The organism is Myxococcales bacterium (genome assembly GCA_016716835.1).
Taxonomy (GTDB): domain Bacteria; phylum Myxococcota_A; class Polyangia; order Haliangiales; family Haliangiaceae; genus JADJUW01.
In genome coordinates, this window is sequence record JADJUW010000003.1 from 102485 (window position 1) to 123367 (window position 20883).

The following is a 20883-nucleotide window of genomic DNA, read 5'->3' on the forward strand; positions in this document are numbered from 1 at the left end:
CTCGGGCCGCACGGCGCCATCTCCTGTCAGCAGAATATTTTGCCTTTGCCTTGCAAGCAGGCCCTGCTCGGTCAATATCGCGCCCATGAAGAAACCCTTTTTTCGGCGCCATGGGCAGCCTCGTGTCGCAGGCGTTGCCATCTTGCTGGCGACCGCGGTGGCGGTCGGTTCGTGCGCCCCTAGCAATCCAAAGTTCACGTTTACCTACGCCGAAAAGCGCGGCGTGCTCGAGAGCAACGGCCTGCGCTTTGTCATCATCCCCGACAAGACCACCGAGTTGGTCGAGGTAGACGTCCGTTATGACGTCGGCTCGCGCAACGACCCCAAGGGCATGGCGGGCCTGGCACACCTCGTCGAGCACATGATGTTTCAGACGCGCCCCGATGGCGCAGATTCGCCGCCGCTGTTTCAGTCCATTGCCACGTTGTCGTCGGGCTTTAACGCCTACACCAACTGGGACACTACCCACTACATGACCCAGGGCCGCAAGGAGCTGGTCTCGGCCTTGCTCAAAATCGAAGCGCTGCGCCTGTACTGGGGCTGCAAGACCACCTCGGTTGAGGAGTTCGAGCGCGAGCGCGAGGTCGTGCGCAACGAAATTCGCCAACGCGGCGGCTCGCCCGAAGGGCTCATCATGCCGCTGACGCTTGCGGCCATCTATCCCGAGGGCCACCCGTATCGCGAATCAATCGGCGGCAACGACGCGCAGCTTACAAACATCACCATGCCCGCCGTGTGCGAGTTCATGGAGAAATATTATACTCCGTCCAACGCGACGATCGTCATCGCGGGCAACGTCGATGTTGACGAGACGGTGGGCTTTATCCGCAAGTACTTCGAAAAGATTCCCGCGCGCAAGCCGGCGCCGCCGATTGCGGTGCCCGTCGTGGCTGCCTCGCCGGGCAAGGTGACTCACAAGCTCGACACCGAGCGCAACCTCGTCGCCTTTGCGTGGCCTCTGCCCAACGGCACCACCGCCGAGGGCGAGGACGTCATGTTTGGTATCAACAGCGCGTTCTTTGGCGTGGCACGCAAGGCACAAGAGTACGACTTTGCATCGGGCGTCTACCCGATGTTCCTTGGCGGCAAGTTGGCGCCTATGTTCGCGATCGTCGTCGAGCTCAAGAGCGCCGGGCGCCTCGGCGAAGCCACGGAGTTCGCGCGCAAGGCGGCGGCGTCGGCCTATCGCGGCTTCGACGAAGGCTCCTGGCAGCAAATCCAAGACATGAAAGCCCGCGCCAAAGCGGGCGTCGTGCAAAATCTGGAAGAGCTGGGTAGCCGCACCAACACAGTGGCCGAAATCATCCAGTTCAACAAGCAAATCAACTTCGGCTCGACCGAGGAATATCTGTTCGATGAGTTCAAGCGCATCGAGCGCTTCGACGGCGGCCGCGTGGCCTCGGCGATCAAGAAATACCTCGACCCCGACAAGATGAAGGTCGTGGTGTTCGAAGCGACCAAAGAGGGCCTCAAGGGCGACAAGCGCTCGGAGCTAAAGTTCACCACCAAGTCGCACGACAAGCGCGTGGTCACCGACTACGATCCCGCCGAAGCCAAGCGCCCGATCAAGGTTGCGACCGAGCTCAAGCTCTTGGCCGGCGCCGAGCGCTTTACGCTAAAAAACGGCATGCGCGTGGTGCTGCTGCCAGTTGAGGCGATGCCGGTGGTGTCGGCGAGCTTGACGTTTGATGTCGGCGACGCGCATGCGGCACCGCTGTTGGCGGATTCGGCCGCGCGCTTCCTGCGCCTGCCGATGGACGCCGAGGCGATTTATGCGGCCGGCATCGACATCGGTTGCGAATCGGATGGTGATCACACGGTGTGCCGCTCGGGGGGGATCAATATCTACCTCGACGTGATCATCAATGGCCTCGAGCGCATCGTCAAGGCGGGGGAGTACAACCAAGAGAGCATCGATCGCGCGCTCAAGAGCCGGCGCGACTCGTTTACCCGGGCCTCAACGCAAGAGGAAACCGAAATGCAGCGCCAGCTATTTACGGCCCTCTACGGAGCCGAGCATCCGTACACGGTGAACGGCGTGGTCATGCCCAAAAATCTCTCGGGAATCGACAAGACCTCGCTGATGAAGTTCAAAGAAAGGCACTACACCGCGGCCAATGCCACGCTCATCGTGACCGGCCGCTTTGAGCCCAAGCAGGCCAAGCGCATCATTTCCAAGGCGTTTAAGCGCTGGGGCACGGGCGGCAAAGATGCGCCCATCGCGCCGACTATGCGCACGCGCACCGCGCCCGAGTTCGTCGGCGTGATTGGCAAGGAGTCGCCGCAGCTGACGGTCAACATTGCCTACCCAGCGCCCGCGGGTGTCGATGGCCTTGGCGCGGCGCGCGCCGTGTTGGCTCGCATGATCAATAATCGCCTCGGCGATATTCGTACCCGCCTTGGTTCAACCTATGGCGTTTACGGCTACAAGGCGACCGCGATTGGGCCGACCGCCTACTTTATGGGTGGCACGGTGGATGCGGCGCGCGGTGGCGAATCACTCGCGGCGATGCGGGACGCCGTTGACTCCTTGCGCCGCGGCGAAAATTTCGACGTTGAATTTGTTCGCGCGCGACGCGAGCTGATCAATGGCCTGCTGTCGGAGTCGACGGTGTCTTCCGTGTTGCTGGGGCGCCTAGGCTTTGTTTCACGCTTCAACCTCGGCGTCGGCTACTACAATACTTACCTGCAGCAGGTGGCGGCCATGTCACCCGCGCAGGTCAAGGCATTGATCGTGAGCGATCTCAAGCGAGAGCACGAAGTCATCGTGCTGCTCGCCGACAAGGCGACGCTTGAGGCAGCGTTTAAGGGCGCTGGCATCACCGATATGAAATTCGTCGAACCGTCGTACGAGTAAGGTCGCGGTGCGCGACACATGCTTCGGGCATGGTCGCGGCACCCGACCACATGCTTCGTCTCATCGCTGTCGTGTGCCGTCCCAAGCAACTCGCGGCTGGCTGCTGGTTCTGAGCGCGCATCCCGGCGTTGCTCGTCGGTCAGTTGGAACCACCAACCTCCCTCCTCGCGCCCCCGGGCTGCACACTCAGCCCTTCGCATCCAACCGCGAAACGCTTGGGGCGGCGCACGAGCTATTCGCTCTGCTCACGACGCCTTGCGCTCGGGAGGGACATCGTGCCTTGCGCAAGCAACTGCTTTGCCCTCGCGAAACGCTCTGATCCGAACATGTGGCAGGCAACGCTCTGCGATTTGCGATTGAGCATGTTTCGCGAACCGCTCTGGGAGGGGGCGTTTGTGGTTGCGGTTGGCACAACGGGAAACACTCAGTCCATGCGCCGGCCACGGCCCCATAAAGGCCGGTGGCCCGGCGCGACATGGTGCGAGGGATTGCGCTAATTGTGTGCGGCGTGGTCGACGGTGAATTGTTCGCGCGGGGTTAGCTCGGTGAGCGCTAACGTCGTGGTTTGGCGCAGTTTAGGCGACAGCGTGAAGCGGAGGTAGCCCTCGCCGCCTGCGGGCAACGCGTAGCGGGCGCAGCCCTTGGTGGGGATTTCGACGCGCTGGGTAAGCGCAAGGCACGTGCGCGAGCTACCGGAGGCGTCGCCGATGCGCAGGCATAGCGGGAAGCGCGCAACGACCTGTTTGGTAGACTCGACGATGACGGCGTTGTCGTTGGCGGCGGTGCAGCGCGTGGAGATGGCGATTTCGGTGAGCCCCGATTTTTCAAAGAGTTCGGTGACCATGGCGACGCGCGCGGCCTCGTCGCCAAACAAAGGGGGCAGCACACGCGCCATCGCGAGCAAGACATCGTCGCCGTGCACGTTGCGATGCTCATGGGCCAGGAGCACCTCGCGCATGGCGGTCATAAATGCCTCATGGCCCGCAGCGGCGGCAATTGTTTCAATGATGGCGCCGCCCTTGAGGTACGTGATCGGCGTAAACAGCAGCTCGGGGGTGGCTACGGACGCGGGCCGCACGGGTTGAGCGCCGATCAGCTGGTCGATCGCTTCAGGGGCGCGCCGCGCCGCGATTTTGTCGCGCCCTATTTCCCACGCCGGGAATACGGCATCGAGCACGCGATAAGATACGTAGGTTGCAAACCCCTCATTGAACCACAAATCTCGCCAATCACGTGGGGTTGCCAGATCGCCAAACCACAGATGGGCCACTTCGTGCGCCAAGATGATGCCGACGTGTTGCGAGATGGGTTCGCGCGGAGGCATCGCGCCGTCACCTGTGGGCGCGAGCGCCGATACGTCAAACGTTACGAGGCCTGGGTTTTCCATCGCGCTGCCGTTAAAATCGGGGACGCCGATAAAATCAAGCTTGGGATACGGCAGGGGCATGCCGACGAACTGCTCGGCCGCCCGTATGATCTCGGGCAGCACGGTGACGGCTGCCGCGACCTTCCCTGCGTGGTCCGCGGGCAATAGAAATCGCGTCGGCCGCGGCGCGTTTGGCACGGGCACCTCGACGAAAGGGCCTACCGCGACCGCGAAGAGGTAGCTGGGCAACGGCGCCGTCGGATCAAACGCCACACGATCTCGACCATTCGCCAAGCGCGTGCGCGATCGCTCGGGAGCATTGCCGTAGGCTGGCATCCCAGGTGGCACGTCGAGCTCGACGGTCCACGGCACCTTGACGTCGGGTCGATCGACAATTGGCATCATGCGCCGCGCGCCCCGCGGCTCCAGATCGGAAAAAACGAAGGCATCATGGCCAAGGCGCCGCGTGAAAAGTCCATCGTCGGTGCGATAGGCGCCACGATAAGCGAGGCGAAGCACCACCTGCTGACCGACGAGGTGCGCGGGGAGCGCCGCGGGTTCGCCGGCGGCGTTTGCTTCGGCCACGAGGCGTAGCCGAACCATTGCTTCGCGCGCCGGTGGCCCCGGTGCGAGCGGGGTGAGCCGCCACGTGGCCTCGCCCGCGTCGAGCTTGCCGCTGACAATTTCAAGTTGGTCGCCGTGCAGCTCAAACGTATCGCCGCCGCCGGCGATCGTGGCGAGCACTTCGATCTCGCCACCAAAGCTTGTCGCCTGCGGATCGAGGTCCAGGCGCACGTGGTACGCGTCTACACGGAACGAAATTAGCGAATACGCCGGCGCGGTCGCCTCTATGCGGCGCGCCGAGCCGTGCACGCCGGCGGGCGCGCGCACGCCGCAAGCGATGTTGGCAACGCCAAGCGCGAGCGCTACGATCGCGAGTGAGGCGTCCCAGCGTGCGGAGGGCGGCCGAGCCGTCGCAGACGTTGCCATTACGGCGCAACGCTAGCATGTGGCGCAAACCGGACAAAGATAGAATCGCCGTCGATCAGGGCCTGCAGCATGGTTAGGCGCAAATGCCGGGTATGCGTGCACATGCCCGTGCGAAGATCAAACTGGTACTTGTGGCCGCCGCAGGTTAAGTTGGTGCCACGCAAGGGTTGGTCGCCGAGTTCGACGTCGCCATGTGGACAGCGCGCGACGCAGGCGTACCATTGACCGTCGGCACGCGCGACCAAGACGCGGACCCCGAGCTCCGCGATAAACCGTACGACTTGGTCGTCGCGATCAAACGCGGTCAGGGGCGCGAAATAGGCGGGTTTCATCATGATGGCGTAGGTAAGCGCGGCATCGCGTCAGGCGCGCCGATCACTTCGTGGGTCTAGCCAGTCGCGCAGACCATCCCCTAGTAAGTTGGCGCCGACGACCACCCACGTGATCGCGAGCCCGGGCGCCAAGATGTAGTGCAAAAATCCCTCGCGCCATAAAAAGGTGCGTCCTTGGTCGAGCATGGCGCCCCACGTGTAGTCAACCTGCGGCCCGAGCCCCAAAAACGACAGCGCGGCCTCGACCAAGATGACGCCACCAAAGCCAAACGTCATCTGCACCAGCACCGGCGCGAGCAGATTCGGCACGATGTGCCTCCCAATCACGCGCGCCGGCGTGGCGCCGATGGCTTGCGCCGCCGCCACGTAGTCGCGTTCGCGGACACTCAGCGTTTGGCCACGCACCACGCGGGCATAGCCGACCCAGCCATTGACGATCAGCACGCCGATGACCATCCAAAGCCCTGGCTTGGCCACCGCGGCCACCAGGGCAATGTTAAGCAAGATGCCAGGAAACGCCAGCAAGATATCGACGACGCGCATGATGACGTCGTCGACCCACCCGCGAAAATATCCGGCCATCGCGCCCATGGTCACGCCAATTGCCGCGCAGCAGATCACGACGATGCCACTGATGAGCAAGGCGCTGCGCGCGCCCCACAAGAGCTGCGAAAGCGTGTCGATGCCATTTTTATCAGTGCCGAGCCAATGCGCCGCGGATGGCGGCAAGAACCTCGCCTCGAGCGCGATCGCCGTCGGCGAGTACGGCGCGATCCATGGGCCCCAGATCCCCGCCAGGACAAATGTTAAGAGCATGCCAAGCCCTAGCCAACCGCTGGGGGACAAGCGCGTCGTCAAGGTCGAGCCCGGCGTGGGGAGCGCGATGCTAGCAGGGGCGGTCATGCGCGCCGAATCCTCGGATCGACCAGGCCGTAACTCATGTCGACCAAGATGTTTACCCCGACGTAGATGCAGGCAATCACCAAGACGCAGCCCTGCACCACCGGATAGTTGCGTTCATTAATGCCGTCGAGGAGCAAGGTGCCAAGGCCAGGCCGCGCAAAGACTTGCTCGACAATGATCGATCCCGAGAGCAGCGCGCCAAATTGCAAGCCTGCCACGGTCAGCACCGGCGTGATGGCATTGCGCAGGGCGTGACGTCCAAGCACGGCGCCGCGGCTTAGGCCCTTGGCCTTGGCGGTGCGAACATAGTCTTCGCCGAGCACCTCGATCATCGACGATCTCGTCATGCGCGACAGCATCGCCATGAGCTGCAGCCCCACCGCGCAGGCTGGCAAGACGAGCGCTGCCAGCCCGGTTTCGCTGGGGCCCGGCGCCACGCCAAACTCGACAAAAAACCAATACAGCAGCAGCGGCGCCAGCAACATCATCGGCAAGGAGATCCCAACGAGCGACGTGACCGAGGCCAGCGTATCGATCCACGTGCCGCGCGAAATCGCCGCGATGATGCCAAGTGGCAGCGCGAGCACCAGGGCCACGAGCAGCCCGGCAAACGCGAGCTCCATCGTGTAGGGCAAGACCTCGGCGATGCGCGCCCCAACCGTCGTATCACCCGGGATGTTGCGGCACTGATTGCCGAGCGAACCGTCCGCGACGTGGCCGACAAACCGCGCAAATTGGCGCGGCATGCTGAGTTTCAGGCCCATGCAGTCTTCAATGCGCTTGCGTTGATCGACCGTGGCCTCGCCCCCGGCCAACTGATCGACCGGATCGCCGGGAACGAGGTGCAAGAACAAAAATACCAGCAGGCTGACCCCGAGCACGGATATCGTCCCCAGCGCCAACCGCCGCAACAGAAACGCCCCGAGGGTCACGCCATAAAGGTCGCGAGAATGAGGTTCGATGTCAATCTTGCGCGGCCGGTACAATCCGCTCGGCCGGTGCCACCGCGGGCGCTCGGCGTGGCGGTGCCAGCGTGCCGGTTGGCGAGGCCGACAGCCAATACACGAGGGCTGCGATCGCCAGCATAATGACGAGCGCCACGATGAGGCCCGGTCCACCGAAGAACCAACGCGCCAAGGGCCCATCGGCTCGCGCCGAAAAAAATCGGCCGCCGGATCGATCGTGAAGTGATTGCTCGATCGCGGTACCGATCGTCGTCGGCGCAGATGACTTCAGCGCGCCCAAGGCAGCGGCCGTGGCGCCCAGATCGCGATAGAGGGCGGCGCAAACGCCGCACCCCGCCAAGTGGGCGTCGACGCGGGCGCGCTCGTGCGGCGGCAAGGTGCCCTCGTCGTAGTCGTCGTAGCGCAGCTCGACGTCCTCGTGCGTTAGGGCCTCGCCGTTATTTTGGCTCATGATAGTCCTCCAAATATTTGCGCAGGGCCAGCCGCGCCCGATGCAGGCGGGATTTGATCGTGCCATCTACCAGGCCCGTAATCTGCCGAATCTCTTCGATCGACAGCTCCTCAACGTCGCGCAAGATCACGAGCAGGCGTTGATCGTCGTCGAGCCGGCGCACGGCTTGTTCGAGCCGAACGTCCATGCGCGCACGCTCCAAGACTTGGTCCGGCGAGGCCGCGCCGTGCGCCGGCAGCGAGGCATGGGCATCGTCGATTTGATCATGTTGGCGATCATGGCGACGCGCCAGGTACTTGACGCGATTCTTGGCATGATTGATCGTCAGGCGGTACAGCCAGGTCGACAACTTGGCCTCGCCGCGAAAGGTGTCGATGCTCTTGAACACGGTAATGAATACCTCTTGCGTCAGGTCTTCAGCCTCGGCGGTGTCGCCGAGCATGCGCAGCGCGACGTTGTAGAGCCGGTCGCGATAGCGGGCGATGAGCGCGCGAAAAGCCTGCTCGTCGCGGCGCAACAGCTGGGCCACGAGCGCCGTATCTGGGTCGTCGCCCGCGGGCGCGTCGGTACGCTCTTGGCTCATGGCTTGAGGCTTTGCTGACACCCGTGAGGTGCCTTAGGTTCCCCCGCCCTCCGAGGCGTCCCCGCGCGGGCCGTAGATGCGAATGCTTATCATCACTTGCAGGTCTTCGCCGGTGCTGGCCTCGCCCCCGGAGGTCGCCTTGCGCAGCGCGAGGTCGATGCCCATTTTGAGGTTGGCAAACCCGATGCCGCCGGTGAAATAGGTCGTGGATTCCTGTTGCACGTGCAGCATGCCGCCGCGCAGCGCGTAGCCCGAGGCCTTGTCGCTGCTGGCCAAAAACACCTCCGCGCCGCCGCCGAAGGTGCCGTCGCCGCTGTGATCGTCGACGTTCCACCGCGCATCGCCGGCGAGCGTGAACATGTCGTTTGGCTTAATAGCCAAGCCGCCGCCGACCTCGCGCTGGAGCAGGTTATTGTTGCCGGCGAGATTGTAGCCATAGCCGGCAACCGCGAGCACCGGCGTTGGCGCGAGCGTGATCCCGGCGTCCATGGTGAGCGCCTTGAAATCGCCGCTCGCGTTGCCCCCGCTGTACCAAATGCGCTTCCCCGCGATCCCGATCGAGGCCAAGCCAAAGCGCTTGGCAAGCGTCACGCCCGACGTATGGGCGCTGTGCGAAAGCTCGCCCGGCAGATCGCCGGCGCCATAGCGATAATACACACAGCCGGCGATCGGCGTCGTCGAGTCGCAGACGGCGCCACGAAAGGCCGATCCTTTTGCGTCCTTAAAATAGCCGTAGTCGACTTGGACGGTCAGCTCATTGGTCAAGGCCACGCCCGAGGGATTTAATTCGGGCGACATCGTGCCCACCGCCGCGGCACGTAGCGATTCGCCCAGCGCGAGGTCGCGGGCTGAGGCGCGAGCAAACACGGGATCGGCCACGACTGAGGTAGCGGCGCCCAGCGTCAAACCCACCACACTAAGCGCCAGCCATGCGCCGGCGGCGCGCGAACGCGGAGCGCCCATGCCCGAGGCTCTCCCACCAACCGAGGCGCGATCATCGCAAGCTACCCGTAAATCGAACATGGCCCCAATGTCCCAAGCTCGGCCGATCGGGGCAAGAAACCTGCCCAAAAAATCCGGCACGCGCGTCGCGTTCGCAGTGCGACCGCTAGGGCACCTCTTGTGCCAATTCGTCAATTTCGGCGCGCTCCATCCACTGCTCGAGCGCCGAGCAGTAGCCATCCGGCGCGACGACGACCATGTCCGAAATAGGGATGCCGATCAGATCGCCTACGGCAACTAGCTGGCGAAGGGCAAGCAAATCGGCTGGGCTGGCGTGCGCCTCGCCAAAGGGATGGGTGTGGACCAGAAAGCCTGCCGTCGCGCCAACCCGCAGCAGCACGGAAAAGACGTCTTTGGGCAGGACCGCGACCGCATTGGCGGTGCCGAGCGCGACGCAGGTGGTCTCAATGGGGTGCCCCCCGGCATCGACCCCGATGATCCAGACCGCCTCAAGTTCGTCGCCAAACAAGAGCGGCGTAATCAGCGCGGCGACGTCCGCGGCGCTATGCAACGCCGGCGGTTTCTGCGTCGCCATTAATTCGCGCGCCAGGTGCATCGCCGCCTCGATGCGACGCGCTGACGCCTCCGAGAGGCCATACTGCTTGATCAGCGCGCGGCGTCTAATGGTGCGCCATCGCCCCAATTTGGCGTGCGCCACAAAATGCAGGGCGGCGGCACGATCATCGTCGTCGACGAGCGCCAAGATTGATGACGCCTTAGGATTCGCAACACAATGCGCTGAGGGGCTCATGCGCGAGGTGTTGCAAGGTCGCGGCCAACGCGCGCGCCCTGCAATCGGACCTTTACGTCTCGCCGCCGGCGTCCGGCTTGGCCTACTCGGCCGCGTCCAGGCCAAGCCGGGCCACGATGGGCGCCAAGACCGCCTCCAGCTGCGCCATGCGAAACGGCTTGCGAAGATAGCCATACGCCTCAAGCGGTGCGCCGTGATCGCGGTCGTACCCGCTACATACAATGATCGGCAGCTTGGGGCGCAGCGCGCGCGCTTGATCGATGACCTGTCGCCCCGACATGCCGGGCATTGTGAGGTCAACAATGATACAGGCAAATTCGTTGGCCGCGTTCGCCACGTACGCGATCGCGGCGGTGCCGTCATTGATCACGACCGCGCGGTGGCCAAGCTCGTGCAACATGCTGGCCAGTACATCGGCGACCATAGGATCGTCGTCGACAATTAGAATGGTCGCCGCTCGCGATGTTTGCGCCGAGGTCGGGGGCATTGCCACCGGCCAAAATACGGCAAGTTGGCTGCCCTTGCCGGGGGCGCTGCGCACGCGAATGCCACCCCCATGATCACGCACGATGCCCAGCATGGCCGCCAGGCCAAGGCCATGCCCTTGTGACTTCGTGGTGAAAAAGGGTTCGAAGATGCGTTGCTTGACCGCGGGGCTCATGCCGGGCCCATTATCGGCAACCTCGATGCAGGTATATTGTCCGATAATCGGACTAATCACGTCATCGGCATGCGCGGCGTCGCTGAGCGCTACCGAGCGCACGGTGATGGCGATGGTGCCGGGGGTGCGCGCATCGACCATGGCGTCGCGCGCATTGGTCACCAAATTCAGCACGACTTGACGCAGCTGCGAGGCATCGGCGAGCACGGGCAAGGCCCCGGCCTCGGTGCGCACCGAGATCTCAATCGAAGGTGGCATGGCGCCGCGGAGCAGCGCGGCAAGCTCCTCGACCACGGCCGTGACCTCGACGCTCGTGCGTTGGCCGCTGCCGCCGCCCGCAAACGCCAAGAGCTGCGACGTCAGATCAGCGGCGCGCAAGGCCGCGATTTGAATGTTCGCGACCGCGCCGCGGCCCGCCACCTCGGCCGGCAGCTCCCGCAGTGCCAAGTCGGCGTTGCCGAGCATGGCAACCAAGAGATTGTTAAAGTCATGAGCGACCCCGCCGGCGAGCAGCCCCAGGCTCTCGGCGCGTTGAGCGTGCTCCATCTTGCGCTCGAGCTGGCGCATGCTCGTCACATCGACCGCGGTGCCAATGGCGCCGACGATGTCGCCGTGATCGTCTCGATGTGGCGCCAGCGTGGCGGCATAGATCGCGTCCCCGTGCACGATCTCAAATGGGACCACGGCGCCAGCGAGCGCCGCCTTGTGATGCTCGACGGCCTTGTCGCCAAAAAGCGACGTCGCGCCGACATGTTTGCCGTCCAGCTGCCCCGGCACGAAGGCGCGCAGGCTGCCGCTTGAATTCGCGCTCGCGTTAATCGCCAACGCGGGATTGCTGTGCCCGGTTTCGCGATAGCCATAGCGCGAGTTTGCCTCTAGCTCCCACACGCCGCGGCCGCTGGCCGAGGTGATGACCAGCTCGGCATCGATCACCCAGATTAGCGCGGGCAGTTCACTGAGCAACAGGTCGAGCACGGTGTCTTTGCGGTTTGCCTCGACGCGGGAGGCGCGCAAGGCCTCTTCGGCGCGCCGTTGCGCCGTGATGTCGATGGCGTAGCCGTCAAAGCCGAGGCCCTCGTCGTCGGTGACCGAGATGCCAAATACGCGGACATCAATCGCCTCGCCGGATTTTGTCTTCCAGCGGACGTCGACGCCATCGACGCGGCCGGCGCTCAGGTAGCGTTCGACGAGCGGGCCGCGTTGGCGCGGATCCACGTAGAGATCGGCCTGCATGCGCAGCGCAAGCAATTCCGCCGCGTTTGCGTAGCCGAGCATGGCGGCCAGCGCATCGTTGGCGTAGAGAAAGCGCCCGTCGATGGTGCTGCGATAAATGCCGATCGGCGCGTGGGCGAACAACCGCCGCAGGTCCGACTCAGTAGGCTCCATGGCGCGATGGTAGTGCGAATTTGCCGAGCCTTGGGGTAATTGCGGCAGGCCTGCGTTAGAATTTGCCGGTGAACCGACGAATCTTGCCTTCGCTGCTCGGCGCGGTGGCCGCGCTATTGTTGCTAGCTACCGCCAATCTCGGGTGTCGCGCGGGCGGCTCCGCAAGGCGCACCAGCGGCAGCGGCGGTGGCGATACGGCGGCGGCGGGCAGCTCGCGCGGCCTTTGCCAAAATGCCTGCGACAAGTACATTGCCTGCGGCGGCGCCATGGCGCGCAGCGTGTGCGTCGACGAGTGCTCGTTTATCTATGCCGAAGACGAGTCGCTGACGAGCTTGATGGCGATGCAGTGCCCGGCGTACGTCAGCTACATCGACGGCCCCGCGAAATGAACATGCCGCGCCGACGCCTCACGTCGCTTGCGATCGCGCTGGCATCAGTGATGAGCGTGGCGAGCGTGGTGACGCCGCGCGGGCTGGCGGACGCGGTCGCTGATTCGGCGCCGGGGGCACCCTACGAATTGGCCTTTGCCCCGGCACGTGACTGGACCCTGCTCGCCGCGGCGGTTGCGGTCGACCTGGGTCTTGAATACACCTTGGCGCAGCGCACGCCGCCGTGTCGTTGGTGCGACTACGGCACCGACGCCGATGGCAACCGCGTCGATACGCTAAATGGCTTCGATCGCGCTGGGCGTGGGCTGCGCTGGCGCAATACCGCACGCGCCGCGACCCTCAGCGATGTATCGCAAGCGGCGATCCCGCTGCTCGCTGGGGGCGCGTTGGTATGGCTTGGCCAGCTGCAGGGCGCGACCGCTTCGCAATCGTGGCACGACGTGGTCATCATGGGGCAGGCGGTCGCCGTTACGCGCGCCGTCACTCAGCTGGTCAAGGTGTCGGCGCGGCGGCACCGCCCCTTCGTGCACGCGCAAGGCCCCGACGCCGTGGCAGATTCACCGGACGGCACGCTGTCATTCTTTTCCGGCCACGCGTCGACGAGCTTTAGCATCGCGGCGTCGGCGGCCACCATCGCAACCTTGCGCGGCTACAAGGCCGCGCCGTGGATGTGGACCGGGCTCGCCGTGGCGGGCACCACAGGCTATTTGCGCCTGGCTGCCGATAAACATTACGCCACGGATGTACTCACTGGCGCCGCGGTTGGCACCGCCATTGGCGTCGGGCTCACGTATTTGCTGCATGGGCGCACGGCATCGCGCACAGGCCCGCGCGTTACCGCCGTAGACGTCGTGCCGGATGCGGGCGATCATCATCGCGCGACGATTATTGCCATTTCGGGCTCGTATTAGCTTGGTTCCGCGCGGCGCAGCGCCGGCATCAGCATTTCCGGCACGTCGGTCATCACGCCGTCGGCGCCGAGCGCGAACAGCGCCGTGGCCTCGGCGGCATCGTTGACGGTCCAGATGTCGACGCGCATGCCAAGCGCGTGGCACTTCGCGATAAACCCGGGCGTCGCGATTGGCAGCGGACCTTGCCGACGCGGAATTTGTGCCGCGGTGGCAACGTAGGGCAGGCGCCGCCATAGCGCGCCTGGCAAGAGCTTGGCGAGCACCACCTCGGCCGACGCCAAGGCCGTCTCGCCCGCAAAGCCAGCGCGTCGCGCCGCGAGCAATGTGCGCCAATGAAAGCTCGCCAGGGTCACGCGATCTTCAGCGTGCGCCGCCCGCACCGTCGCCAGCACGGCCGCCACCATCGCGTGGTCGTGCTGCTTTAGATCAATGTTAAGGCGCGTGGTCGGAAACGCCGCGAGCGCTTCTTGCAGCGTCGGGATCGAAAACTCCTCTGCCAGCGGCTGGCCCTCGGCATCGCGAAACTTGGCGCCGACGTTGAACGATCGCGCGGTGGCAAGATCAACCTCGCGCCACCGCGCCGCAACGCCAGCCATGCGCAAGGCCGAAGGATCGTGATGCAACACCACCACGCCGTCGCGGGTTAGGTGGGCGTCGGTTTCAAGCGCATCGACGCCGGCCGCAAGCGCGCGCGCAAACGCGGGCAGGGTGTTCTCGGGCAGCGCTCGCGACGCGCCGCGGTGGGCGTAGATGCGTCGCGGGTGCCGCATACCCACCAGCGCCTACGCGTCTTCGAGCTTGATGGCCGCAGCGGGCATGGGTGGCGGCGGTGCGCTAGGCTCGCCGACCGCGAGCACCTCGATATCAAAATGGAGATCTTTATCCGCCAGCGGATGCATCAGGCGCACCTCGACATCCGTCGTGGTGACGCGCATGACCTGCAGCACAATGTCGGCGCCATTGCCCTCGCCCTTGGCGGTAAAGCGAGACCCCACGGAAAATTCGGTGCCGGCAGGGAAGTCCGACTTGTTCATTTTTTTCTGTGGGCTGTGCGCGGGATCGCCAAACCCGTTGGCCGCGGTGATCACCCCGGTTTTTTTACCGCCCGCGGATAGGCCCACGACTTCTCGCTCAAGCCCCGGCAGCATCTTGCCGCTCCCCTGGACGTACTCGACGGTCGCCTTTTCAAGCGTGTCGCCGCCAACCACCGAGAGGTGGACCCGCATGCGCACGCGCTTCCCTTTTTCAATCTTCACCGGCTCACGCTACCGCATCCGCGAAGGGCGCGTCCACGGCGGCGCCGCGGCGAATGAATTCTCGTCAAGCCTTACGCCGGCCCCAGCGCGCGGCGTGGGCGGTGGTCCGACATGGTGGCAACGTGACGCGGCCAAAAACTGGCGTTTTGAGACGATGGTGCTACCTTACAGCCTTCGTCTTGAAGGCAATCCGTCACTTATATGTGACCCCCGATTCACACAATTTTCCAACGGGTGTGAACGAAACGCCGATGGGGCAAAAGTGAATTGGCTTCTGGATTCCGTAATTTTAGACTATTTACAAGAGAATCAAACGCTTAGATCTCCGCTCAATCAGGTCGTCAAACGTCTTGCGCCGCGGCACAACTTTCGCAATAAGGACCAACTAACCATGACTGCTGCGCACGCTCGTACATCCTCCCTCCGGCCCCTCGCCTTGGCGATGGTCGTCGCGATGGCTGTGGGTGCATGTGTCAGCGCCGTGCGTGAACCACGCATGGCCGTCGTCGGCGTGGAGGGCAGCTCGGCGCCAATGGAGCCCATCACCCTTTTTCTCGAAGTCGCCAATCCAACCAGCGTCCCGCTGATTCTCAGCAAGCTGTCGTATCGCATCGAGTCGGAAAATGCCGTGCTGGAAGCGGCGCCTGATCGCGGCGAGCCAGACACGTTTTTCTCGCAGCTCATGTCGGTGACGAGCACGCGGACCATCTTGCCGGGCGCATCGATCTTTATTGAGGTGCCGGCGATCGTGCCTGCGTCAAGCGGTACCCGGTACACGCTGCACAGCACGCTCGAAGGCACGCAAAACAATCAGCATCGTAAATTCAAGATGCAAAGCGCCATTGCCGATCTGTCGGGCCGGCGCTAACGTCGCGTCAAATGACGCAAACTTGGATGGCGCTAGCGCAACGAACGCTGGCTGACGGCACGATTTCGCGAGCCGAAGCGCAGGCCGTGCTGAACGCACCCGCGGACGAATTGCTGGCGGTGATCGACGCCGCGTTCACCGTGCGCCGTGCCTACTTTGATCGGCGCGTGCACATTCACGTCTTAGAAAACGCCAAGCTCGGTGCCTGCCCTGAGGATTGCGGCTTTTGCTCGCAGTCGTCTAAGAATGGCAGCCCCGGCGGCGAGGCACCGATGAAGAGCGTCGAAGCGTTGGTGGCCGGAGCCCGGCGTGCGCACGCCGCCAAGGCCAAGCGCTACTGCATGGTCACCGCGACGCGAGGGCCGTCGCAGCGCGATTTGGACACCATCTGCGAGGCGACCCGGCAGATCAAAGCCGAGATGAAAATTGATATTTGCGCCTCGCTCGGCCTGCTCACAGAGGCCAAGGCTGAGCGCTTGGTGGCATCCGGCGTCGATCGGTTTAATCACAATCTTGAAACCAGCGAGCGCTACTACGACAAGATGGTCAGCACGCATAGCTGGCAAGACCGCGTCGCGACGGTGCAGATCGCGCGCAAGGCCGGCATGGAGACGTGTTGTGGCGGGATTGTTGGCCTAGGCGAATCGCAAGACGACGTGCTCGACCTTGCCTTTGCGCTTCGCGATTTGGGCGTCGACTCGATGCCGATTAATTTGCTCGATCCGCGACCCGGCACACCGCTCGAACATATGGAGCGGCTCGATCCAGTGCGCGCCTTGCTCGCCTTGTGCATGTTTCGCTTTGTCCATCCCAAGGCAGATTTGCGCATCGCAGGTGGCCGCGAGACGGTGCTGCGCAGCCTTGGCGTGATGGCCCTATATCCCGCGAACTCGCTGTTTACCCAGGGCTACCTCACCACCGACGGGGCTAGCGTCGTGGCCGATCACCAGATGATTAAAGATGCTGGCTTTGTCATCGAGATGGTCGGCGGCGAGGTCATGGAGGCCGATCCGGACGCCATGAAGCATACGCCCGCGCGGCCACGCTTGCCGATGGCACCCGTGTCAAGGCCAGGCGCCAAGTCGGACGCGGTGTAAGGCATGCGCATCGACAAGGTCTATACCAAGGGCGGCGACGAGGGACAAACCTCGCTGATTGGCGGCGACCGCGTGCCAAAAAACGAGCCGCGCATCGAGTGCTATGGCACCGTCGACGAGCTCAACGCCGTGCTCGGTTTGGTTCGCACGTCGCTTGGCGCCTCGGCCGCGGGGGATCATTTGCTGCCGATCATCCAACGCATTCAGAACGAGCTATTTAACCTTGGCGCCGAGCTCGCCACGCCGGATCCAGAATTTCGCAAGAAGCTGCCGTGCGTGCAGCAGAGCAATATAGACCAGCTCGAGGCCGACATCGACGCGCTCAACGACGCGTTGCCGCCGCTCAAGAGCTTTGTGCTGCCGGGCGGCGGTTGGGCATCGTCGTATTTTCATCTCGCACGCACCGTGTGCCGCCGCGCCGAGCGCATCGTCGTCGAAGTCGGCGCCGGCTACGACCTCGGCCCGCTCGCGCTGCCGTATCTCAACCGCCTCTCTGATGCGCTCTTCGTTTTCGGCCGCTGGTGCGCCATGAAAGACGGCGAGCCCGAGCCGCTGTGGACGCCGAGCAAGTCCCCGTAGGTTTTCTCGCTTATTATTTTTCGCGTCGCGTCGCTCTAAATCCTTCGTTTACGGCCCCACGGCTGCTCGCAGGGCTCGCGACGCCTCTCACTCGGTCGCGGCATTTACGAAACATTGGCCACGTTACAGAACCTCGTGACGGGTCCGAAACGAAGATTTAGCGCGCCGCTCGTGACAAATGTTCGCTCATTTGTGGTTGCGCCGGGCAGTATGCCCCAAAATGCAGGATCACCCGCCTGTGCGATGTGATCACTCCAGCTCGCGCATAAGCTCGGCGAGGGAAACGCCGAAGGCCTTGGCAATCTTGGTGATGGTGGACAGCCGTGGATCTAAGTCGCCGCGTTCGATTTTTTGATAGTGCGACAGCGAGAAGTCGTGGTGGCGCACCATGTCGAGCTGCGACAGACCAGCGTGGTTGCGCAGCGCCTTGCAGCGCTTGCCAAATTTGCTCGATAGCGTCGCCGCCATCGGATGAAGGTAATCTCAATAACTACATAGTAATACGTCATTTAATCATACGTCAAATATAGGTATATCGTTGAAAGTTGCTTAGTATTGTTAAGTGAACGGAAGGTGGGGATGACGAATATGCAAGCATCGACAAAGAAATCGAAAAAGACGATAGGCATGGCTGGTCGCTTCGCTTCGGCGAAATTGGTTATTGCGACGACGTTGGCGATGATGGGTTTAGGATGCGGTTCCTATATCCCCGCGCCGCGTGGCTATCGAACGGATTGCAGCAGCGGTGGCTACGCAAGATCGACGAAATATGGAACGTTCGCGAGCGGAAGTTCTACGTGCGAAGAATATCCGCCGGAGGCTTGTCACCCTCAGCATCCGACGTATCAGCAAGATGTGGCCTCGGGGGCTTGCGCGCGCATGGCCGTCACTCGAGATGCGCACAACTCCAAGGTGAAGACCGGCCGCATTATAGGTTGGGGGCTGCTAATTGCCGTCGTGGTATTGGGCACGGCCGTCGGTGCTTCAGAGGAAGACAGCAGCTCGTACTAAAATTCTGACCGAGCGCCGCTAAAGCAATCACGGCCATAGCGCGGTCGCAAGCACATCATTGACCCGGCATTGTGCCGAGAAAGATAATCATGACCAGTCGCATATCGATACTTTGTAAAGCCGTTCTAGTGACGACGAGCCTGCTGGCCGCATGCGCTAAAGACGAGCCGCCAAGTTGCCAGCAAGCATTCAGTCACTACTATGAAGCGGGATGCTCGTTCTACGATCTTCAGACCGATTATGAGTATAGCGAAGGGGAAATGAACCAGGCGTGCCGGGAAATTAAAGCCGCGGGTTCAACTTCCTGCATCGAAGCCATCGACGACTGGCTCATCTGCCTCAACGATGTGCCTTCCGCGACGTCATCAAACTCTGCGTGCGACTGCAGCCAAGACCAGGAGCAGATGCTCAGCATTTGCCAGTAAAGTTGTCTGGCAGCGTGTAGACACGGTGCGAGCAAGCGGTGGGCGCATGTTCGTTTCGGACCCGTCACGAGGTTCTATTCGGTCGCTGGTGTTTCGAAAATAGCGCGACCGAGTGAGAGGCGTCGCGAGCCCTGCGAGCAGCCGTGGGGCCGTAAACGAAACATGCGCACGCCGCGGCCCGCGGCGGGGCTTAATCCCAGCGGCTGCCGACGGTGAGCGTGGCGGCGTGGATGGTGCCGGTGCGGCTCGATTTGTTGTCGACGACGCGGATGGTCCAGATGCCGTTGACGCTCTCGTCGCCGGAGAAGCCGAGCACGGCGGTGTCGATCCAGATGTCTTCGCCCGCGTCGGTTGGCGCGATGACTAAGGCCTCGGTGCCAGCGGGGTTGCGCAGGTAGACCTTTAGGTCCGAGCGCCGCGCATGGGCGATTTCGAGGTGCAACCACACGTCCATGTCGACGGTGGCGATGCCACTCATTACGAGCTGCGCGGTGGCGCCGGTCGCATTGTTGTCGGGAATTGGCGTGTCAAAGGTGCCGCTGACGGCGCGCCGCATCCATGCGGGGAGGCACATGCCTTCGCTGCCGCGCGAGAGACCGGCGCAGGCAAGGCCCGAGGTGAAGCTGCAGAACGAGGTCGCCGAGCAAGTCGCACCTTCTTGCGGCGAGTTGTCAGCGCCATTTGCGATGCAGACGCCAAAGCCCGTGGGCTCGGCGATTCCAACACACTGCGTGCCGCTGGCGCAATCGTAGGTAGCGGTGCAACTGCGTCCCTCCGCTCCGACGTACGTGGTGCAGTCGTACAAGTCACCATCCTTGATGGTCGCCACCGCGGTGGTGGCGCCGTAGAAAAACACGCGGCCATAGGAGTTGTCGCCGGCGCCGTATTCATACGAAACGTACGTGCTGCGGTTTGAAACGTCCCACCAAATGATGCGGATGATTTCACCGCTGTCAGCCGCGGCGAGCGCTTCGGCGACGGTGGTTACGTCGGTGTGCGACGACGCGTGCATGGCGCTGATGATTTGATTCTTCTCGATCGTCGAAAAACCCGAAGGGCTGGTGATGACCCTGCGGTGCAATTGCACCATATGCGGCGTGTTTTTAAGCTCGTTGTAGGTCGTGCCTAACGCGCAGGCGACGTCCAACATCGAGTTCTTAACATCGCGCGCGCATGGCGCTGCATACGTAAGATATGTCGCCTCGAGCGAACCCAAACACCAAGCCTCTGCCCCACCGCCAGCACATGTCGCGTCGTAGGCGGGCGCCAAGATTTCCGCGTCGCTGCATTGGTCGACCAGATCGAGCCAAGAGCCTTCATAGCCATCGGCTTGCCAGTTTTCGACGCAGGCGGCGATCGGCGTTTGCAGCGCCTGTGGGCACTGGCCAAGCGGAATCACCGTCACCGGCGGCGCCCACGCGCAGGAGGCCGCATCGCCCGAACGGCACGTCGCCAGCAAGCGGTACTTGCCGCGCGCGGTGGCGCCCGTGACCTTCTTGGTGCCGACGACCACCAGATATGTGCCAGACGTTGGCACCTGCGCGGTAATCCGCGACAGCTTGCCCCAGCCGCTGTCATTGTCGATTAGCAGCGGCTCGCTTGGATACTCGCCGTCAAGTTTAGGACCGTAGACAAACATCACGGTGTCGAGCCCGCGCTTGCTACCGGCTTGCGTCACCTCGACGCGCACCGTGGCGTCTTGCGCGACCGAGAGTTCATAGCCGTCGAGTTGATAGCTCTTGGTGAACTCTCCGAGCACAGATTCATCAAGGCGCAGCGTGCCGCGCATGACCAGTGACCCAGCCTTGTTGAGATCAGGAGGCAGCACGCCATCGTTGTTGGACTCGTCATCGCCTAGTGGCGAGAGGCAACCGGTCGCGCTGATCAACGTTGCCAGCGCGAGTGCAAACGTCCCCACATAGTTCGTCTTCATTCGCTCTACGTAGGCCCTATCGATGCGATATGCAAATGAAGATTTGTGACAACTCGCGTGCGGTTGATCGATTTGGTAACTACGCAGTAGGGTAGGCAAGTCGTCGAAATTGAATGTGTTTTGGGAGTGGGGAGTGACCCCAATAAAAAACGGCGTCCCTTGCGGGA

Annotated in this window: 21 protein-coding genes; 8 read left to right on the forward strand and 13 right to left on the reverse strand. The window is 63.1% G+C overall.

All coding sequences use genetic code 11. From position 1 onward, the window contains the following. Positions 1-85: 85 nt before the first annotated feature. Positions 86-2857 carry an insulinase family protein gene (locus IPL79_19185; GenBank protein MBK9073099.1) on the forward strand — a complete coding sequence of 924 codons (2772 nt, stop codon included), beginning with the start codon at positions 86-88 and terminating at the stop codon, positions 2855-2857. Positions 2858-3350: 493 nt separating this feature from the next. On the opposite strand, the gene IPL79_19190 is transcribed toward IPL79_19185, so the two are convergent. The 9 genes from IPL79_19190 to IPL79_19230 all read right to left on the reverse strand — a co-directional run bounded on the left by IPL79_19190 (position 3351) and on the right by IPL79_19230 (position 12247). Continuing rightward, positions 3351-5213 carry a hypothetical protein gene (locus tag IPL79_19190; protein ID MBK9073100.1) on the reverse strand — a complete coding sequence of 621 codons (1863 nt, stop codon included), beginning with the start codon at positions 5211-5213 and terminating at the stop codon, positions 3351-3353. Continuing rightward, entirely contained in the window at positions 5213-5548 is a 336-nt protein-coding gene (locus tag IPL79_19195; GenBank protein ID MBK9073101.1) for a Rieske (2Fe-2S) protein, read from the reverse strand. Before IPL79_19195 ends, IPL79_19190 begins: the two co-directional genes overlap by 1 nt. A 27-nt stretch (positions 5549-5575) precedes the next feature. Then, entirely contained in the window at positions 5576-6448 is an 873-nt protein-coding gene (locus tag IPL79_19200; protein MBK9073102.1) for an ABC transporter permease, read from the reverse strand. Then, complete coding sequence (locus IPL79_19205; GenBank protein ID MBK9073103.1) at positions 6445-7380, reverse strand: ABC transporter permease; 936 nt, start codon at positions 7378-7380, stop codon at positions 6445-6447. Before IPL79_19205 ends, IPL79_19200 begins: the two co-directional genes overlap by 4 nt. A 31-nt stretch (positions 7381-7411) precedes the next feature. Continuing rightward, complete coding sequence (locus IPL79_19210) at positions 7412-7864, reverse strand: zf-HC2 domain-containing protein (GenBank protein ID MBK9073104.1); 453 nt, start codon at positions 7862-7864, stop codon at positions 7412-7414. Further along, the gene (locus tag IPL79_19215) at positions 7851-8447 is read right to left on the reverse strand and encodes a sigma-70 family RNA polymerase sigma factor (protein MBK9073105.1); all 597 of its coding nucleotides are present in this window, start codon (positions 8445-8447) and stop codon (positions 7851-7853) included. The genes IPL79_19210 and IPL79_19215 overlap by 14 nt, the downstream gene beginning before the upstream one ends. Positions 8448-8480: 33 nt before the next feature. Continuing rightward, positions 8481-9470, reverse strand: a complete 990-nt coding sequence (locus tag IPL79_19220) for a hypothetical protein (protein MBK9073106.1) — start codon at positions 9468-9470, stop codon at positions 8481-8483. A gap of 85 nt (positions 9471-9555) precedes the next feature. Further along, complete coding sequence (locus IPL79_19225; protein MBK9073107.1) at positions 9556-10200, reverse strand: hypothetical protein; 645 nt, start codon at positions 10198-10200, stop codon at positions 9556-9558. An 82-nt stretch (positions 10201-10282) separates the two neighbouring features. Further along, complete coding sequence (locus tag IPL79_19230) at positions 10283-12247, reverse strand: response regulator (GenBank protein ID MBK9073108.1); 1965 nt, start codon at positions 12245-12247, stop codon at positions 10283-10285. A gap of 68 nt (positions 12248-12315) precedes the next feature. On the opposite strand from IPL79_19230, the gene IPL79_19235 reads away from it, so the two are divergent. Continuing rightward, positions 12316-12636 carry a hypothetical protein gene (locus tag IPL79_19235; protein MBK9073109.1) on the forward strand — a complete coding sequence of 107 codons (321 nt, stop codon included), beginning with the start codon at positions 12316-12318 and terminating at the stop codon, positions 12634-12636. Positions 12637-12638: 2 nt separating this feature from the next. Continuing rightward, a complete protein-coding gene (locus IPL79_19240; protein MBK9073110.1) occupies positions 12639-13547 on the forward strand; it encodes a phosphatase PAP2 family protein in 909 nt (302 codons plus the stop codon). Here the strand turns inward: IPL79_19240 and IPL79_19245 are convergent. Together IPL79_19245 and IPL79_19250 are read right to left on the reverse strand one after the other, a co-directional pair. Beyond that, positions 13544-14317 (reverse strand): glycerophosphodiester phosphodiesterase, encoded by a 774-nt coding sequence (locus tag IPL79_19245; protein MBK9073111.1) that lies wholly within the window; start codon positions 14315-14317, stop codon positions 13544-13546. The genes IPL79_19240 and IPL79_19245 overlap by 4 nt on opposite strands. Before the next feature lie 12 nt (positions 14318-14329). Then, the gene (locus tag IPL79_19250) at positions 14330-14803 is read right to left on the reverse strand and encodes an FKBP-type peptidyl-prolyl cis-trans isomerase (GenBank protein MBK9073112.1); all 474 of its coding nucleotides are present in this window, start codon (positions 14801-14803) and stop codon (positions 14330-14332) included. On the opposite strand from IPL79_19250, the gene IPL79_19255 reads away from it, so the two are divergent. From IPL79_19255 to IPL79_19265, 3 genes are read left to right on the forward strand one after another with little or no spacing between them, the layout of a single operon-like run. Next, a complete protein-coding gene (locus IPL79_19255) occupies positions 14772-15671 on the forward strand; it encodes a hypothetical protein (GenBank protein ID MBK9073113.1) in 900 nt (299 codons plus the stop codon). The genes IPL79_19250 and IPL79_19255 overlap by 32 nt on opposite strands. A gap of 11 nt (positions 15672-15682) precedes the next feature. Further along, positions 15683-16768, forward strand: coding sequence for a biotin synthase BioB (bioB, locus tag IPL79_19260; GenBank protein MBK9073114.1), 1086 nt, complete (start codon positions 15683-15685; stop codon positions 16766-16768). A gap of 3 nt (positions 16769-16771) precedes the next feature. After that, entirely contained in the window at positions 16772-17347 is a 576-nt protein-coding gene (locus IPL79_19265) for a cob(I)yrinic acid a,c-diamide adenosyltransferase (protein MBK9073115.1), read from the forward strand. Between the two features lie 249 nt (positions 17348-17596). Here the strand turns inward: IPL79_19265 and IPL79_19270 are convergent, their stop codons facing one another. Further along, a complete protein-coding gene (locus IPL79_19270; GenBank protein MBK9073116.1) occupies positions 17597-17815 on the reverse strand; it encodes a helix-turn-helix transcriptional regulator in 219 nt (72 codons plus the stop codon). Positions 17816-17926: 111 nt separating this feature from the next. Between IPL79_19270 and IPL79_19275 the strand changes: the two genes are divergently transcribed. Then, positions 17927-18358 carry a hypothetical protein gene (locus tag IPL79_19275; protein MBK9073117.1) on the forward strand — a complete coding sequence of 144 codons (432 nt, stop codon included), beginning with the start codon at positions 17927-17929 and terminating at the stop codon, positions 18356-18358. Between the two features lie 128 nt (positions 18359-18486). Beyond that, the gene (locus IPL79_19280) at positions 18487-18783 is read left to right on the forward strand and encodes a hypothetical protein (GenBank protein ID MBK9073118.1); all 297 of its coding nucleotides are present in this window, start codon (positions 18487-18489) and stop codon (positions 18781-18783) included. Positions 18784-18973: 190 nt separating this feature from the next. On the opposite strand, the gene IPL79_19285 is transcribed toward IPL79_19280, so the two are convergent. Continuing rightward, entirely contained in the window at positions 18974-20716 is a 1743-nt protein-coding gene (locus IPL79_19285; protein MBK9073119.1) for a proprotein convertase P-domain-containing protein, read from the reverse strand. Positions 20717-20883: the final 167 nt, after the last annotated feature.

What these genes read in the sequence shown, in the direction of transcription:
- IPL79_19185 (MBK9073099.1), top strand. Translation starts at nt 86, where the DNA reads ATGAAGAAACCCTTTTTTCGGCGCCATGGGCAGCCTCGTGTCGCAGGC.
- IPL79_19190 (MBK9073100.1), bottom strand. Translation starts at nt 5,213, where the DNA reads ATGGCAACGTCTGCGACGGCTCGGCCGCCCTCCGCACGCTGGGACGCC.
- IPL79_19195 (MBK9073101.1), bottom strand. Translation starts at nt 5,548, where the DNA reads ATGATGAAACCCGCCTATTTCGCGCCCCTGACCGCGTTTGATCGCGAC.
- IPL79_19200 (MBK9073102.1), bottom strand. Translation starts at nt 6,448, where the DNA reads ATGACCGCCCCTGCTAGCATCGCGCTCCCCACGCCGGGCTCGACCTTG.
- IPL79_19210 (MBK9073104.1), bottom strand. Translation starts at nt 7,864, where the DNA reads ATGAGCCAAAATAACGGCGAGGCCCTAACGCACGAGGACGTCGAGCTG.
- IPL79_19215 (MBK9073105.1), bottom strand. Translation starts at nt 8,447, where the DNA reads ATGAGCCAAGAGCGTACCGACGCGCCCGCGGGCGACGACCCAGATACG.
- IPL79_19220 (MBK9073106.1), bottom strand. Translation starts at nt 9,470, where the DNA reads ATGTTCGATTTACGGGTAGCTTGCGATGATCGCGCCTCGGTTGGTGGG.
- IPL79_19225 (MBK9073107.1), bottom strand. Translation starts at nt 10,200, where the DNA reads ATGAGCCCCTCAGCGCATTGTGTTGCGAATCCTAAGGCGTCATCAATC.
- IPL79_19230 (MBK9073108.1), bottom strand. Translation starts at nt 12,247, where the DNA reads ATGGAGCCTACTGAGTCGGACCTGCGGCGGTTGTTCGCCCACGCGCCG.
- IPL79_19240 (MBK9073110.1), top strand. Translation starts at nt 12,639, where the DNA reads ATGCCGCGCCGACGCCTCACGTCGCTTGCGATCGCGCTGGCATCAGTG.
- IPL79_19245 (MBK9073111.1), bottom strand. Translation starts at nt 14,317, where the DNA reads ATGCGGCACCCGCGACGCATCTACGCCCACCGCGGCGCGTCGCGAGCG.
- IPL79_19255 (MBK9073113.1), top strand. Translation starts at nt 14,772, where the DNA reads ATGCGCACGCGCTTCCCTTTTTCAATCTTCACCGGCTCACGCTACCGC.
- bioB (MBK9073114.1), top strand. Translation starts at nt 15,683, where the DNA reads ATGACGCAAACTTGGATGGCGCTAGCGCAACGAACGCTGGCTGACGGC.
- IPL79_19265 (MBK9073115.1), top strand. Translation starts at nt 16,772, where the DNA reads ATGCGCATCGACAAGGTCTATACCAAGGGCGGCGACGAGGGACAAACC.
- IPL79_19270 (MBK9073116.1), bottom strand. Translation starts at nt 17,815, where the DNA reads ATGGCGGCGACGCTATCGAGCAAATTTGGCAAGCGCTGCAAGGCGCTG.
- IPL79_19275 (MBK9073117.1), top strand. Translation starts at nt 17,927, where the DNA reads ATGACGAATATGCAAGCATCGACAAAGAAATCGAAAAAGACGATAGGC.
- IPL79_19285 (MBK9073119.1), bottom strand. Translation starts at nt 20,716, where the DNA reads ATGAAGACGAACTATGTGGGGACGTTTGCACTCGCGCTGGCAACGTTG.